The organism is Aeoliella sp. (genome assembly GCF_965227375.1).
Classification (GTDB): Bacteria; Planctomycetota; Planctomycetia; order Pirellulales; family Lacipirellulaceae; genus Aeoliella.
On record NZ_CBDDFX010000001.1, the window covers coordinates 2,710,341 to 2,724,271 of the forward strand.

12 protein-coding genes are annotated in these 13,931 nt (G+C 61.8%); 2 read left to right on the top strand and 10 right to left on the bottom strand.

All coding sequences use genetic code 11. The features are described from left to right. Window positions 1–163: 163 nt before the first annotated feature. Window positions 164–1,231 carry a Holliday junction branch migration DNA helicase RuvB gene (gene ruvB / locus ACQK2L_RS11110; protein ID WP_425397033.1) on the bottom strand — a complete coding sequence of 356 codons (1,068 nt, stop codon included), beginning with the start codon at window positions 1,229–1,231 and terminating at the stop codon, window positions 164–166. A gap of 169 nt (window positions 1,232–1,400) precedes the next feature. On the opposite strand from ruvB, the gene ACQK2L_RS11115 reads away from it, so the two are divergent. Beyond that, on the top strand, window positions 1,401–2,513 hold the full coding sequence (locus ACQK2L_RS11115; RefSeq protein WP_425397034.1) for a PrsW family glutamic-type intramembrane protease: 1,113 nt from the start codon (window positions 1,401–1,403) through the stop codon (window positions 2,511–2,513). Window positions 2,514–2,525: 12 nt separating this feature from the next. Here the strand turns inward: ACQK2L_RS11115 and ACQK2L_RS11120 are convergent, their stop codons facing one another. The 9 genes from ACQK2L_RS11120 to metK all read right to left on the bottom strand — a co-directional run bounded on the left by ACQK2L_RS11120 (window position 2,526) and on the right by metK (window position 11,045). Next, the gene (locus ACQK2L_RS11120; RefSeq protein ID WP_425397035.1) at window positions 2,526–3,368 is read right to left on the bottom strand and encodes an alpha/beta hydrolase; all 843 of its coding nucleotides are present in this window, start codon (window positions 3,366–3,368) and stop codon (window positions 2,526–2,528) included. Window positions 3,369–3,585: 217 nt separating this feature from the next. Beyond that, entirely contained in the window at window positions 3,586–4,395 is an 810-nt protein-coding gene (locus ACQK2L_RS11125; protein ID WP_425397036.1) for an alpha/beta hydrolase, read from the bottom strand. A gap of 243 nt (window positions 4,396–4,638) precedes the next feature. After that, window positions 4,639–5,262, bottom strand: a complete 624-nt coding sequence (gene ruvA, locus ACQK2L_RS11130) for a Holliday junction branch migration protein RuvA (RefSeq protein ID WP_425397037.1) — start codon at window positions 5,260–5,262, stop codon at window positions 4,639–4,641. A gap of 114 nt (window positions 5,263–5,376) precedes the next feature. Continuing rightward, the gene (gene ruvC / locus ACQK2L_RS11135; protein WP_425397038.1) at window positions 5,377–5,877 is read right to left on the bottom strand and encodes a crossover junction endodeoxyribonuclease RuvC; all 501 of its coding nucleotides are present in this window, start codon (window positions 5,875–5,877) and stop codon (window positions 5,377–5,379) included. Between the two features lie 52 nt (window positions 5,878–5,929). Next, window positions 5,930–6,370 (bottom strand): hypothetical protein, encoded by a 441-nt coding sequence (locus tag ACQK2L_RS11140; RefSeq protein WP_425397039.1) that lies wholly within the window; start codon window positions 6,368–6,370, stop codon window positions 5,930–5,932. Between the two features lie 56 nt (window positions 6,371–6,426). Then, a complete protein-coding gene (cysS, locus tag ACQK2L_RS11145; RefSeq protein WP_425397040.1) occupies window positions 6,427–8,109 on the bottom strand; it encodes a cysteine--tRNA ligase in 1,683 nt (560 codons plus the stop codon). A gap of 244 nt (window positions 8,110–8,353) precedes the next feature. Next, the gene (gene ispF, locus ACQK2L_RS11150; protein ID WP_425397041.1) at window positions 8,354–8,845 is read right to left on the bottom strand and encodes a 2-C-methyl-D-erythritol 2,4-cyclodiphosphate synthase; all 492 of its coding nucleotides are present in this window, start codon (window positions 8,843–8,845) and stop codon (window positions 8,354–8,356) included. A gap of 22 nt (window positions 8,846–8,867) precedes the next feature. Continuing rightward, the gene (locus ACQK2L_RS11155) at window positions 8,868–9,659 is read right to left on the bottom strand and encodes a hypothetical protein (protein WP_425397042.1); all 792 of its coding nucleotides are present in this window, start codon (window positions 9,657–9,659) and stop codon (window positions 8,868–8,870) included. A 204-nt stretch (window positions 9,660–9,863) separates the two neighbouring features. Then, a complete protein-coding gene (gene metK / locus ACQK2L_RS11160) occupies window positions 9,864–11,045 on the bottom strand; it encodes a methionine adenosyltransferase (RefSeq protein WP_425397043.1) in 1,182 nt (393 codons plus the stop codon). A gap of 690 nt (window positions 11,046–11,735) precedes the next feature. On the opposite strand from metK, the gene ACQK2L_RS11165 reads away from it, so the two are divergent. Then, window positions 11,736–13,925: a hypothetical protein gene (locus ACQK2L_RS11165; protein ID WP_425397044.1), complete on the top strand. Its 2,190-nt coding sequence runs from the start codon at window positions 11,736–11,738 to the stop codon at window positions 13,923–13,925. Window positions 13,926–13,931 lie beyond the last annotated feature (6 nt).

The window sequence follows — 13,931 nt, forward strand, 5'->3', positions numbered from 1 at the left end:
ATTTGGTTTTACCGATAGCGGGAGCGGAAGTCAAGAAGATTCTCAGAATCTTTTACGGAAGAGGATCCCCGTAGCCGGATTCGCAAGAATTCGGACGGCGCAACCCGAGCGTCTGAATTCTTGCGAATCCAGCTACAGGCGTGGGGCTAATTCTGAAAGCGATCTAGCTCGCGAACAGCGTCGCCCCGCCGGGCGGCGATTGGCCCAGGTGCTCGTAGCCCTTGGTGGTGAGTTTGCGGCCGCGGGGGGTGCGCACGACCAGTTCCGTTCTTAAGAGGAACGGTTCGACTTCGTCGGTCAGCGTGTCGCAGGCGGTGTTTAGCGTGTGGGCCACCGCTTCGACGCCTACGGGGCCGCCGTGGAATACGCGGAGGATGGTCTCCAGGTACTTGCGATCTTGCGGGTCGAGGCCCAGTTGGTCGACGCCCAGCATCGCGAGCGCAGCGTGGGCCACTTCGCCGTTCATTTGGCCATCGGCTTTGCTGGTCGAGTAGTCGCGGACCCACCGCAAACGGTTGTTGGCGATGCGCGGCGTGCCACGGCTGGCGAGCGCTATCTGGCGTGCCGCTTCGTCGTCGAGCGGCGTGCGCAGCTTCGTCGCGTTGCGGCGCACGATTTCCATCAGCTCTTCCAGGTCGTAGAAGTCCAAGTGCTCGCGAATTTGGAATCGATCTCGCAGCGGAGCCGACAGCAATCCGGTGCGCGTGGTCGCGCCGATCAGGGTGAACGGGCGCAGATTCATGTTCACCGTGCGGGCGTTGACTCCTTCGCCCAGCGTGATGTCGACGCGAAAGTCCTCCATCGCGGGATACATGAACTCTTCCACCGCTTTGGGCAAACGATGGATCTCGTCGATGAACAGCACGGATCCTTCTTCGGCATTCGTAAGGTACGGCAGCAGGTCTTTCGGCGCGGCGAGCGCAGCGCCGCTGGCGATTTGGAGGCTCACGCCCAGGTCGCGGGGAATGCACGTAGCGAACGTGGTCTTACCCAAGCCCGGCGGGCCGTCGAGCAGGATGTGGCCCAGCGGTTCGCCCCGCTTGGCGGCCGCGTCGACCGCGATGCGGAGCCGCTCGGCCACTTGCCGCTGGCCGACCATCTCGTTCATGTGCTTAGGCCGCAGCGCCACGTCGTCTTCGCCGGTGCGCGCGGGATGCTCGCTGCCGAAGGTGCTCTCGGGCTCGTCTTCGGGCCACGAATCGTCGGACGAGAGGATGGTTTCGCGGGGCATGGCGGCATAGGGGGCAAAAGTACAGGGAGGGCGGTCGCCTGATCATACCAAATCGCACCTGGGGTGCGGAATGCGGATCGAAAGCGGGGCGAAAACGCCGGGCAGCGGGTCACCGCGCCTGCGTGCTATACTCGCGGTTTCTCGAAGTCCGCTCCCCTGTCGAATTGCCATGCAACTGCAGCCCTACCTGCGATCTCACACCCGCCAGCCGCAGTTCCTCGGCCGGATGGTGCTAGCCATCCTGGTGGTGGGCCTGGTGCTGGCGTACTTGGTGCAAGCTCCCGCGGCGGTGGACAACGTGATCGTGCTCCGCGAGTCGCCGGAAGGGTACGAGCAGCACCACGACCAAATGCGACAATTCATCGCTGAGCGGGAGTGGTGGCAACTCTGGTGGGCCATTCCCCGCAGCATGTGGCTAGACATAGTGCCCGGTCCAGCATTGCTTGCTGCGCTCACGGGCGCTTGCTGGTTTGCTTTCGCAGTGCAGGCGGGGCAGCCGTACCGCACTGGGGGGATTCGCTGGCCGCTAGCCGCCGTGGCGGTCGTGCTGGGGGTATTGAGTATTTGGCCTACGTTGTTCGCCATCTACTGGCAGGAGTACGAATGGAATCTCGTCCTGGGCAATGACGTTCGCCAGGGGCTCAAGTTTTTCATCCTCGGGGTCGGGCTGCGCGAAGAGCTTTCGAAACTACTGCTGTTCCTACCGCTGGTGCCGTGGATCATTCGTCGTGGCAGTGAGCGCGAAGCGCTTTTGGTAGCCGCTTGCGTCGGGCTTGGCTTCGCTATGGAGGAGAACATCGGCAAGTTCTCCCAGGGCCAAGATACCTCGGCCCGTTTCCTCACGGCCAACTTCTTTCACATGGCAGCCACCGGGCTGTGTGGGCTGGCGCTCTGCCGGGCCATCTGGAACCCACGCCAAAGGTTGGGCGAAGCGATCGCCATTGTGTTGTTGGTGATCTTCGTCCACGGCATGTACGACGCATTGCTCGTGCTGCCCGATCTGCGACTTTACTCCATGGGTGCGTTCATACTGTTCGTGCTGCTGTCCTATCAATTCTTTCACGAACTGCGCACCTGGTGGGAAGCGCCAGGCGAGACGATCAGCCTGACCGCGACATTCCTGGCCTCCGTGGCAATCGTCATCGCAGCGACGCTCGTGTACCTCTCGTCGCTGGTTGGTTTGCAACTGGCCGCGAAGAGCGTGATCGCGCCGGCCGTGTCCTTGGGCGCGATGGTCTACATGTTCCTGCGCGAGATGCCCGAGTCGATCATCGACGTGTAGCGTACTCAGACGTCAGTTCGTCTGCAGCATCGGGGGAGCCGCTTCCATGTCCACACTCGTTGGGGCGTGGAACTCTCGCATCCGATCGACGCGGTTCAGGAACTTGTCGAGCGCCGTGTAGTAGTCGGGCGGCAACGGTTCGTTGTGGCGACCGTTGGGAATCTCGAAGAAGTGCTTCAAGTAGCTGGGCGCGCGATCGGTCAGCTGCCGGGCCAGTTCGACTGGCACCACTTCGTCGGTGGTGCGGTGGCTCTGGAACAGCGGCCCTTCGTAGCGTTCGACCCGATCGAGCGAATCGTAGCGATCCCGCATCAGCGTCTTGACCGGCAGCCACGGATAGTTGTAGCTCGCCGCGTCGACCATTCGCGGAAAAGTCGCATGCACCACCACGGCCTTGGCGGTGCGCTCCGCGGCGATGGCCACGCTGATTCCACCGCCCAACGAGCGGCCCATCAGTATCATGTTGTCCGCAGTTACACCGGTGCGATTGAGCAGCCAGTCGTGCGCGGCCAGTCCGTCGGCAATCAGGCCTTTCTCCGTGGGGCGGCCTTTGCTCTTGCCGTAGCCGCGGTAGTCGTACACGAACACCGTGGCGTCGAGCATCGACTGCAATCGCAGCAACTGATTCACCTGGTTGCCAACATGCTCGTTGTTGCCATGCGAGTAGAGGATGACATGCTTCGGCTCGGGGTGGGGCACAAACCAACCATGCAGTTTGGTACCGTCGGCCGACTCGAACCACACGTCTTCGTTCTCAATCCACCGTGGCGACCAATCGCCTGTGGATGTGGAGGGGGACGGGTAAACGAGAAACCGCTCTACCGCGCGAATCGGATTCAGAGGCAAGTGAGACATATTGGCCAGAAATGGGCCCGGGGGGGTGGGGTAAGGCAGGGACGCGGCAACAGTGCTTGTATCGGAGCAAAGCGCCACAACACAACAGAGTAGCTCATCAAGGGGGTGGTGTCGATCGGGTAATCTGCGTGGTTTTTGCGGCCTGGGGGGACGGAAAGCCGCACTAGCACCGCATTTGTAGAGTTCGGCGTCGCCCCAGGGTGCCTATTTTGGGAGGCTAGAAATCCAGAAATTCGCGCAGCGCGGGGTAGTAGTCGTCCGGCTGCGGGGTGTTGTGTGTTCCCTCTGGCACGTCGATCCACTGCTTGCGATCCGACGGCACCGACTCGAACAGCCGCCGCCCTTCGCTGTAGGGAACCACCTCGTCACTGGTGCCGTGGCTCTGCAGCACCGGGCCATTGTAGTCGGCCAGTCGCGCCACCGAGTCGTAGCGGTTCCGCATCACCAACCGCACCGGCAGCCACGGATAGTGCACCGCCGCCGTGTCGACCATGCAGGCGAACGTGCTCTGCAGCACCACGGCCTTGGCGCCCTGTTGCGCGGCCGCGGCCGCGGCGACGCCGCCGCCGAGCGAGCGTCCCATCAGCACCACCTCGTCGAGTTGCACGCCGGCGTGCTCGGCCAGGAATTGCTGCGCCGCGATGCCATCGGCCACCACGCCGGCCTCGTGGGGCTTGCCGCCGCTTTGTCCGTAGCCGCGATAGTCGAACACTAGTACGGTGGCGTCGAGCTCGTCTCTCAGACGCGACATCAAACGCACGTTGTGTGCGACGAGCTCCCCGTTGCCGTGGCAGTACAGCACCACGTGTTGGGGGCTCGGATGTTCGAACAACCAGCCATGCAGTTTGGTCTTGTCCGCCGACTCGAACCACACGTCCTGATGGTTAAAGCCCTCGGGTTGCCAGTTGCCCGTCGTCAGCGCCGGGGCAGGGTACACGAGCCAGGATTCGATAAATGTCATGATCAGCACCAGCAGCAGGTAAGCCACCAACAGCGGACGCGCGACCCGCCAGGTTCGATGAAACATAGCGTACATCGGGTTCTCCTGAGAAGTGAGAACCGGGCCACCTGCTAGCGGCCTGGCGGGGTGCAATTGGACAATAGTGTTGTCTACGTCGCCCTTCCAAGGATAGTTCATCTCCGCGAAACGCCAAGATTTCAACCCGTCAGTGGCTCGAGAATTGCTTCCTCCTATCTTCCCTCTCCCCCCTGCGGGGAGAGGTTGGGAGAGGGGGTTATTGAGTCTGCGGAAGCGATTCTTGAGCCATTGCTATGCGTCCCGATTTTCGTAGACGCTGCGGAGCAGTTCCTCCACGTCTTTGTACTTTTTCTTACGACCCATCGCTTCGTCCAGCAGTCGCCGGGCGTCCGATTCGCTGTGGCCCAGGGCGCGGAGCGTCTCGAACGCCTCGCCGGCCAGATCGCGCTCGCGCGGAGCCACGTCCGGCGCGTCGCGGCCGATCAGCAGGGCGAACTTCGGCACCTTGCGGCGCAACTTGGCGATCACCCGCTCGCCGGTCGCCGGACCGATGCCGGGTAGCGCCGCCAGACCTTTGGCGTCCTGATCTTCAATCAGCGCGGCCACTTCTTGCACGGGGCGGACCATCGCCCTGAGGGCCTTCTTCACGCCGACTCCGTCCACCTGGCAAAACAGCTCGAAGAACTCCCGCTCGATGCTCGAAGTGAACCCCACCATCCGCGGAGTCATGCGGCCCCGCGTCGGATCGCCTTCCATGTACTCGATAGTGTGCAGCGAAGTTTCCTTGCCGATGCCGTCCTGCAACCGCCGCCGCGTGAACTCGGGGATCAACACTTCATGCTCGTACGGTCCGACCGAAAGCGTCAGTGTGTCGCCAGAGAGAGAAACCAATCGTCCAGTGATTTTGGTGATCATATGGGGAGGGGGAGGATTCAGGGGTCGGGGATCAGGGATGTAGGAAGCAATGTTCGTGATCAATAGCCGGACCGCCTCGCGGTCCGCGATGTTGCATGCAGAGTTTTGAAGTTGTTACCCGCTCTCCACCGACAACCGGCAATCCAAAAACCAATGTGTCATCGCAATCGCGAGCGCGTCGGCCACGTCGGCTGGCTCGGGTGGGGCGGGGAGGCCCAACTCGCGGGCGATGGCTTTTTGCATCTGGCTTTTCGGCGCGCGGCCGTTGCCGGTCAGGGTCTTCTTGATCTGCGTGGCTGCGTAGTGCTTTACCGACAGCCCGCCGAGCTGCCCGGCGAGGATAATCGCGCCCCGCGCGTGGCCCATCAGGATGGCCGTCTTGGGACGATCGTAGTGGGAGTAGAGTTCCTCAATGGCCATCACGTCGGGCGAGTGCGACTCGATCACCTCGCAGATGCCCTGATGCACTTCGGCCACTCGCTCGGCGAGTGAACGATTCGACGAACTGCCACCCCGCACCACGCCCGCTTCCACCAACCGCACGCGCCGGCCGGCGGTTTCAATCACCCCATAACCGGTGATGTTCAGGCCAGGATCGATGCCGAGGATGATCATAAGGTGTTGCCAGGTCTCGTAGCCGGATTCGCAAGAATTCGGGAAGTTGGGGTCATTCGTCGCTGTCTAACTCATCCGGGTCAACTAGCATGGCGACTACTGGTTCAGACTCTTCTATTTGCAGGATACGAATCCCCGAGCGAGTAACTTCAGCTTCGCATTCAAGCGAGGTTCCCGCACTAACGTATTCGGACTTGAAGAAAATCCCTGCCTTCAGCAATCCATGTCGCTTGCCGAGCAACCAGTCCGAGTTGGAGGGATTCTCGTGCGAAAAGCTCTCTAACTCCAGCCGCTCGCCGGTGCGCAGTTTTCGTTTCTCCAACAAAGTCGAATCTTCCAACATCCTCATTGCCGCTTCGTGCTTGCCCTGCTCAACGAGTGACTGAAACCTCTCCGCCACGACCCGCGGCTGGCTGCGAACGTAGTAGAACGCCGCCATCGCCACGACTACCGTCATAACTCCCAGCAAGGTCTTGAGTGAGTAGCGTGGCATGCTGTGACGGTTGGCTGAGTCCGAATTCTTGCGAATCCGGCTACGCATTTCGTTGGTTAACCGCGCGTCCACTCCGTTCCGCCGGCGCGGTCTTCCAGCACGACGCCCAGGTCCTTCAAGCGGTCGCGTATGGCGTCGCCGGTGGCGAAGTCCTTGTTGGCGCGCGACGACTGACGCAGCTCGATGAGCATCTTCATCACGCCTTCGAGCGAGCCGTCGTTGCCGCCGGTCCACTCGGTTCCGCCAGCGCGGTCTTCGAGCACAATGCCGGTGGGCACTAAGCCATCGCGGATCGCATCGGCCGTGGCAAAGTTCTTCGCTTTGCGGGCGTCGGCGCGGAGGTCGATCACCAGTTGCATTACTTGGCCCAGCAGTTCGTCGGAACCGCCGGCTGCCGCCGGAGGCTGGAGGAACAAGCCCAGCACGTTCGAAAGTTCCTTGATCGTTTCCATCAACAAGGTCAACGTCGCGATGCTCGCCGCGTCGCCCGCTCCCTTGCCTTCGAAGTCGGCTTCGTCGCAGTACTTGTTGGTCAAGTTCGCTAACTCGAACAGCTCGGCAATCGCACCGCCTGTGTTGAAGTCGTCGTCCATGGCCGCCAGGAACTTCTGTTTGCGTTCCGCTGCCGCGGAGAGTGTTGGGTCGTCCGCTTGATCGATGGCCGGCGCACCGCGCTTCGAGGGAGCAGTCAGCGAATAGAAGTCGGCATGCGTGATTCGCTTGTAGCGTTTAAACAAGCGATAGAACGTCTCGAGCCCCTTGGCTGCCTCCTCAATGGCCGGCTCGCTGAACACCACCGTGCTGCGATAGTGGGTTCGCAAGAGGAAGAAGCGGATCTTCTCGCCACCCTGGCGGTCGATCAGTTCGTGCAAGCCGCCAGCACCTTCGGAACGGCTCATCTTACCGCCGATCTTGCCGGACGCTTCGTCCCGCTTTAGCAATCCGTTATGTGCCCAGTACTTGACCATTGGTTTGTGGTGGCAGCATTCGCTTTGGGCGATTTCGTTTTCGTGATGCGGGAACACCAGGTCGAGGCCGCCGCCGTGGATGTCGAACGTCTCGCCCAGGATCTTCTTGCTCATGGCCGAGCACTCGATGTGCCAGCCGGGGCGGCCTTTGCCCCACGGGCTGTCCCAACTTGGCTCGTCCGGCTTGGCCGACTTCCACAGGGCGAAGTCGGCCGTGTTCTTCTTGCGATCGGCGGTGCCGCCCCCTTCGCCTTGCATGGCGTCGAGCGAGCGGTTGGAGAGCTTGCCGTACTCGCGGTCCTTGCCGACGTCGAAGTACACGTCGCCTTCGGATGCGTACGCGTAGCCTTGCTCCACGAGCGACTCGATGAACCCGATGATGTCGTCCATGCAATCGGTAGCGCGGGGGAACTCGTCGATCTGGTCGACGCCCAGCGCCGAGAGGTTCTTGTTGTAGTCGGCGATGTTCTCCTCAGCCACTTCCAGCATGGTGATGCCACGCTCGTTGGCCTTGTGGATCAGCTTGTCGTCCACGTCGGTGATGTTCACCACCCAGGTGACATCGTATCCGCAGTACACCAGGTACCGCTTGATGCAGTCGAAGATCACCGGTCCGACCATGTGGCCGATGTGGGCTTCGGCGTACACCGTGGGGCCGCACAAGTAGATGCCCACCTTGCCGGGTGCGACCGGCTCGAACGGGGTCTTCTTCTTGGTCAGCGTGTTGTAAATCTGCAGCGAAGGGTGTGCGGCGGTGCTAGCAGCGCTCATAGTTTCGGTGGCTGTGGACATAATGCGACGTGCTGGTTCGTTAGATAGGATTCCATTCGGCGATCAAGGATCGCGCCCGATAGGTTAAAGCCTTCGGGTGGTGTAGGGAAAGCCCAACCCAGTACTGGGAAGCCCAAAGAATGGCCCAAGAATAACTTCCTCTTCTGTTCCCTCTCCCCCTTGCGGGGAGAGGTTAGGAGAGGGGGTTAACGAAAAAATGCGGAAGTTATTCTTGGGGCATTCTCTAGGTGTGTGGGCTCATTGATCGCTCGACGAGCACCACGGCGCGGGCCTCGATGGCCTCGCCGCGGCCCACGGGGCCCACTTCTTCGCCCGTTTTTGCCTTGATTCCGATGTCTAGGGGACTCGCGCCCAACAGTCCCGCGATGCGGTGCCGCATGGCATCCTTGTAGGGGCTGAGCTTCGGCGCCTGGGCGGCCACGACGCAATCGGCGTTCACCAACCGGAAGCCTGCCTCGCGGACTTTCGCGTAGGCGGCTGTGAGGAAGTCGGCCGAGTTGCGGTCGCGATTCTCCTCGGCCGTGTTGGGGAACAGCTCTCCGATGTCCGGCAGTCCCGCGGCGCCGAGCACCGCGTCGGTCAGCGCGTGCAGCAGCACGTCGGCGTCGCTGTGCCCCACCAGATGGTGGTCGTGCGGGATCTCAATCCCCCCGAGCACCATCGGGCCGCCCGCCGCCGTGCGGTGTGAGTCTTCGCCAAGTCCGATGCGAAACAAGAGAGGATTCTGGGGTCAGGGATCAGGAGTCCGTTGGAGAGCGCGATGGCTCTCTTTCATAGGCGGCCACCTCCACGGTGACCACCGAGTCTTCAATCTCAGCGATGTCGAGTTCCACTTCCACCTGCACTCCGTTGTGCAGGGCTTGGGTTACTTTGGCCACGGCCGCCGGGCCTTCGATCACTTCGGCTTCGACCTCCGGTTGCGACGGAAACGGCGGGCAGAAGCCCAGGTGCAGCGTCGCCCGGCGGTCGCCGGCAGCAAGTTCGCCACGCAGCGTGGCGTGCACGTATTCGCGGCCGTCGGCGTCGCGCACTCGCACCACGTGCTGCAGGACGATCTCGCCGTCTTCGCCTGGAACGTCGTCGTGCAGGTGGCCTTCGCCCAGTTGTTCTAGTTCGTTCTCCGCCATTTCAGCGGTGGGCTCCAAAGCTCGTGGAGCCACCGACCCGCCGGGTGGAACCGGTGCGTTGGCGACCGAGGAGTCCTGTGGGCGGAGCAGGTGCATCAGCCACCAGTCGCCGCCGATCGCTGCGCCCCAGATCAACCAGGCCGCGGGCTGCGAGCCGGGCCACGAGCAGACCACTGCCCAGAACAGCAGAATGGCAGATGGCACCCAGCGAGCAATCGCCCCGGCGGGGGCTCTGCGGATGGCGAGAACCAACAGCAAGAGCACCGCCGCCGTGGCAAGGGTGGACCACAAACCCAGCGGCTCGGCTTTACCGAGCATCAAGCGCCGAACGGCCAAAATCAGACCGAACGAAAACGCGAGGCCAACGGCCACGTGCGCAGCGGTCACCATGGGGCGACCCAACGGACGTGCAACCGATTGGCCAGCAAATTGTTGCTGGGCAACGTTCATTGAATGGGCAGCAAAGGGCAGCAATTCGGTGGTTGGCAGACGCGCTCTGTCGTTGCAGGCTCTCCGCCCAACCGTGTTATAATTTCGCAGCCCGGCCGTCTGATTTCAACCTTTTTTCTGCTTTTCGCGAGAAAAACAGTTGAATTACCGGGCGTCTCAGGTGGCCGCCGTGGCGGTCTCGGCCGCCTCGGCCAGAGTCTTGGCCAAGTCGGTCTTCTCCCAGGTGAACTCCGGTTCGCTACGACCGAAGTGCCCGCCAGCAGCCGTCTTACGGTAAATTGGCCGCCGCAGGTCCAGGTGCTTGATGATGCCACTGGGCGTGAGCGGGAAGTGCTCCTTCACCAACTCGCAGATCACCGCATCGTCCACACGACCGGTGCCTTCGGTGTCGACGTACACGCTGACCGGCTCCGAAACGCCGATGGCGTAAGCCAACTGCACTTCGCATCGCTCCGCCAGGCCGGCGGCCACGATGTTCTTGGCCACGTAGCGAGCCATGTAGGCAGCCGAGCGGTCTACCTTGGTGGGGTCCTTGCCGCTGAAAGCGCCGCCACCGTGCCGGCCCCAACCGCCGTAGGTGTCGACGATGATCTTGCGGCCCGTGAGGCCGCAGTCGCCGTGAGGTCCACCGACCACGAAGCGACCGGTCGGGTTGATGTGATAGGTGATTTCGTCGGTGGCCCATTCGCCCAGCGTTGGCTTGACGATCTTCTCGCGAATGAACGTCGAAATCTCCTCGTTCGACACATGGTCGGCGTGCTGCGTGGAGACCACCACCGTGTCGACTCGCAGTGGGGTGTTCTCGTCGTACTCCACGGTCACTTGGCTCTTGCTGTCCGGGCGGAGCCAGTCGACTTCGCCGGACTTGCGAGCCTCGGTCAGGCGGTTGAGGATGCGGTGCGATAGCGCGATCGGCAGCGGCATCAGCTCCGGGGTATCGTTGCAGGCGTAGCCGAACATCAGGCCCTGGTCGCCGGCGCCGACGTCTTTGCCCTTGCTGTCGTCGCTGTCGACACCCATCGCGATGTCGGGCGATTGCTCGTCGATGGCCACCATCACCGCACAGTGATCGGCGCTGATGCCCATCGTGGAGTCGGTATAGCCAACGTCTTTGACCACCTCGCGGACGATCTTCTGCATGTCGACCGTGGCCTCGGTGGAGATCTCGCCAGCGATCACCACCACGCCAGTCGTGACCATGGTCTCGCAAGCAACGCGGCTGTTAGGGTCCTGAGCGAACAGGGCGTCCAGCACGCCATCGGAAATCTGGTCGGCGAGCTTGTCGGGATGACCCATGCTCACCGCTTCGCTGGTGAAAAGATACTTTCCGGATGCCACGAGGGAATCTCCACTAAAAAGGTCAACAATGCGCAGAAATTGGTAGCTCCACAGTATAAATGTCACCGTCAACAGCTGGCAAGCCGCTGGCGCAATCGGGAGTCGATTGCCACCCCCAACCTCGACCAAAGCCCCAATCAGCCCCGACCAAGCTTGGTCGAGGCTGGGGACAAAGCTCTCCGTTCGCGGATAATGTCGCACTACTGCGGCAAAACTCTCCCTGCGACAAAACCCATATGGTTGATTCTGCTTCTCGTAAGTCGTTCTCTTGCAACGGGATACAACACCAGCCGAGTTTTGCCCCAGCCGATCAGTCGCGCGCAAAACGCATTGGGTGCGACAAAACCCCCAGCGGTGCGACAAAACCCTCCGGCGAGCCGGAAGCGTCAGCGCCCGGAGTAAACCCAGAGCCAGCTCGCCACCAACCCGCCACAACACCATCGTCGCCCCAGGTCTGGTGAACGCTCAGCAACCCCATTCTCCCACGGAGTTGTAAGAAAACCACCACGTAGAACGGAATTCATTCCGTTTAAAGGCCCCCGTTCCACTAACGGAATGAATTCCGTTCTACGGGTCCGGATTACTGGTTTCACCCGAACGCCCGAAAGTGTCCGCCGGCGCGAATCCCGGTTATACTCGAAGCTTCTGAGCACATGTCGTGAATCCCGTCGCGCGCGAGCAGCTTGAGAGATGACCACTTCGAGAACTTGCCTCGCCCTTCTGTTCAGCCTCAGCGCGCTCGGTGCGCACGCAGCGAACACCATCGACCCGCAGAGCACCGGTGCGACGGACGTCTGGAAGGAATTTGGCAATACGCTCACGATGCTCACCAACCCGCTCGACGATCCGTTGTATCTGGGCAACACGGATTTCATCGTCGGCGATACGGCCCATGGCGAGTTGCGCATCGACGACGGAAGCGAAATCATCACGCCCCAAGCGTACATCGCTCGCCAGGCGGGCTCGATGGGCGTGGTCACGGTCGAAGGGCCGGGATCGATGTTGTCCATGCAGTACCCATTCCATGTTGGTGGATTCGGAGATGGCACTCTTAACGTGTTGGGCGGCGCCACGATTAGCAGCATTGCCAGTACGCGGGATGGGGCCGTCATCGGAGCAGAGCCAGGCTCGACTGGCGCTCTGTATGTCGATGGCATCGGGTCGGCTGCGACGCTTTCGTCGTCCTTGGTGGTGGGACCACTTGGAGACGGAACTCTCGATATCACTGGCGGAGCTACCGTGACAAGTACCGGAGGCTATGTTGCTACTTTGGCTAACTCCACAGGGGTGGTTACCGTCGATGGCGAGGGTTCGACTTGGACCAACACGGGGCCATTAACGGTGGCCATCGAAGGCCAGGGGACGCTCCGCATCTCGCAGGGTGGGCACGTTACGGCAAGTAGCACCCACGTTTCTACAAGAGGCGGCGTCGGGACCATCGAGTTCGACGATGCAGCGCTCACTACAGGGATGCTCTACGCCAGCCCCGATCAACTGCCCGGCGTCGGCACGATCCATGCCACGGGGTTGATTAGCGACATGGATCTAGTATTCGATGCAGCCCATGGCTTGGAGCAAACGCTGCACATCGATGAGCTTCCCGGCCAGGATATCACCCTGCACCTCAACGCCACCGGGTTAAACGACATGGGAGCGGGTTACAAGAGCACTGGATCGCTGCAAATTGCTGACGGAATTCAACTTGCATCGGGAGCTGGCTACATCGGATATTTCGCAGGAGCGATGGGCAATGTAACTATCGATGGAGATGGCTCGGAATGGAATCTGAGCAGTAGTCTCAACGTCGGATACGATGGTGATGGGGCGTTACTGGTAACAGGTGGAGCATCTGTCGCCGGAGAGGGCAGAGGGATTTACATCGCGGACCGTCAGGCATCCTCCGGCGTGGTTACCGTGGAAGGCGCTGGTTCGACTTTGAGTTCCGGCAGCGTCCTGCGCGTCGGCGACTCCGGCGAAGGCGAGCTTCACATCCTCAACGGAGGCGTCGTCAGCAGCCCAACCAGCTATCTCGGCTATCTGGGTGGATCGGCTGGCGCGGTCACCGTCGATGGATCAGGCTCGACATTCGTTAGCCAATCGCTGAATGTCGGTGGCAAGGGAAGTGCTTCGATGCTGGTAACCGGAGGCGCCAATGTCGAATGTACCTATGGCCAGTTGGGTGCGGCCGCCTCGGGGCAGGTCGTCATCGATGGCCCCGGATCCTCATTCCACATTGAAGAGACGCTGATTGTCGCCTTCAACGGTCCTGGCGTGCTCACCATCTCGGCCGGCGCAGAGGTCACTGCCAAAGCGCTCACCATCGACAACGACCTGGGCAGCGACGGGCGCGTGCGCATGTCGACTGGCGGCAGATTGTTGCTACAGGGCAATGCGGATGACTCGCTCACCGAGTTCTTCGATCTCATCGGCGGCACCGATGCCATCGAGTATTGGGACGTGTCGACCGCAGAATGGGAGCCTCTCACCTCTGCGACGCTCGGCGACGACTACACGCTCGAGTTCCTCACCACCGGCCAGTTGGCTGGCTACACGCTGTTGACCGTCGGGCAGTTGCCAGCGGTCACCGGCGACTACAACGGCGACGGAGTGGTGAGCGCCGCCGACTACACCCTGTGGCGCAACAACCTGGGCGGCGACGCGGTCGCCGTGTTCGCCGACGGCAGTCGCGCCGCCGGCCTCACCGGAGCCATCGGCCAGGACGACTACCAAGTGTGGAAACAAAACTTCGGCGCCCGCGCATCGGCCCTGCCCGCTCCGCTCGCCGCGACCACCGTGCCGGAACCGGCTTCGTTGTGGCTGGTGGTAGCGGTAGCTGTCTGTCTCACTGTCACGATTTCCCGCCGGTTCGAAGGTACCTGATCGACA

Bases quoted from the DNA above. Each gene is read 5' to 3' on its own strand.
- ruvB (WP_425397033.1), bottom strand. From the start codon at position 1,231: ATGCCCCGCGAAACCATCCTCTCGTCCGACGATTCGTGGCCCGAAGAC.
- ACQK2L_RS11115 (WP_425397034.1), top strand. From the start codon at position 1,401: ATGCAACTGCAGCCCTACCTGCGATCTCACACCCGCCAGCCGCAGTTC.
- ACQK2L_RS11120 (WP_425397035.1), bottom strand. From the start codon at position 3,368: ATGTCTCACTTGCCTCTGAATCCGATTCGCGCGGTAGAGCGGTTTCTC.
- ACQK2L_RS11125 (WP_425397036.1), bottom strand. From the start codon at position 4,395: ATGTTTCATCGAACCTGGCGGGTCGCGCGTCCGCTGTTGGTGGCTTAC.
- ruvA (WP_425397037.1), bottom strand. From the start codon at position 5,262: ATGATCACCAAAATCACTGGACGATTGGTTTCTCTCTCTGGCGACACA.
- ruvC (WP_425397038.1), bottom strand. From the start codon at position 5,877: ATGATCATCCTCGGCATCGATCCTGGCCTGAACATCACCGGTTATGGG.
- ACQK2L_RS11140 (WP_425397039.1), bottom strand. From the start codon at position 6,370: ATGCCACGCTACTCACTCAAGACCTTGCTGGGAGTTATGACGGTAGTC.
- cysS (WP_425397040.1), bottom strand. From the start codon at position 8,109: ATGAGCGCTGCTAGCACCGCCGCACACCCTTCGCTGCAGATTTACAAC.
- ACQK2L_RS11165 (WP_425397044.1), top strand. From the start codon at position 11,736: ATGACCACTTCGAGAACTTGCCTCGCCCTTCTGTTCAGCCTCAGCGCG.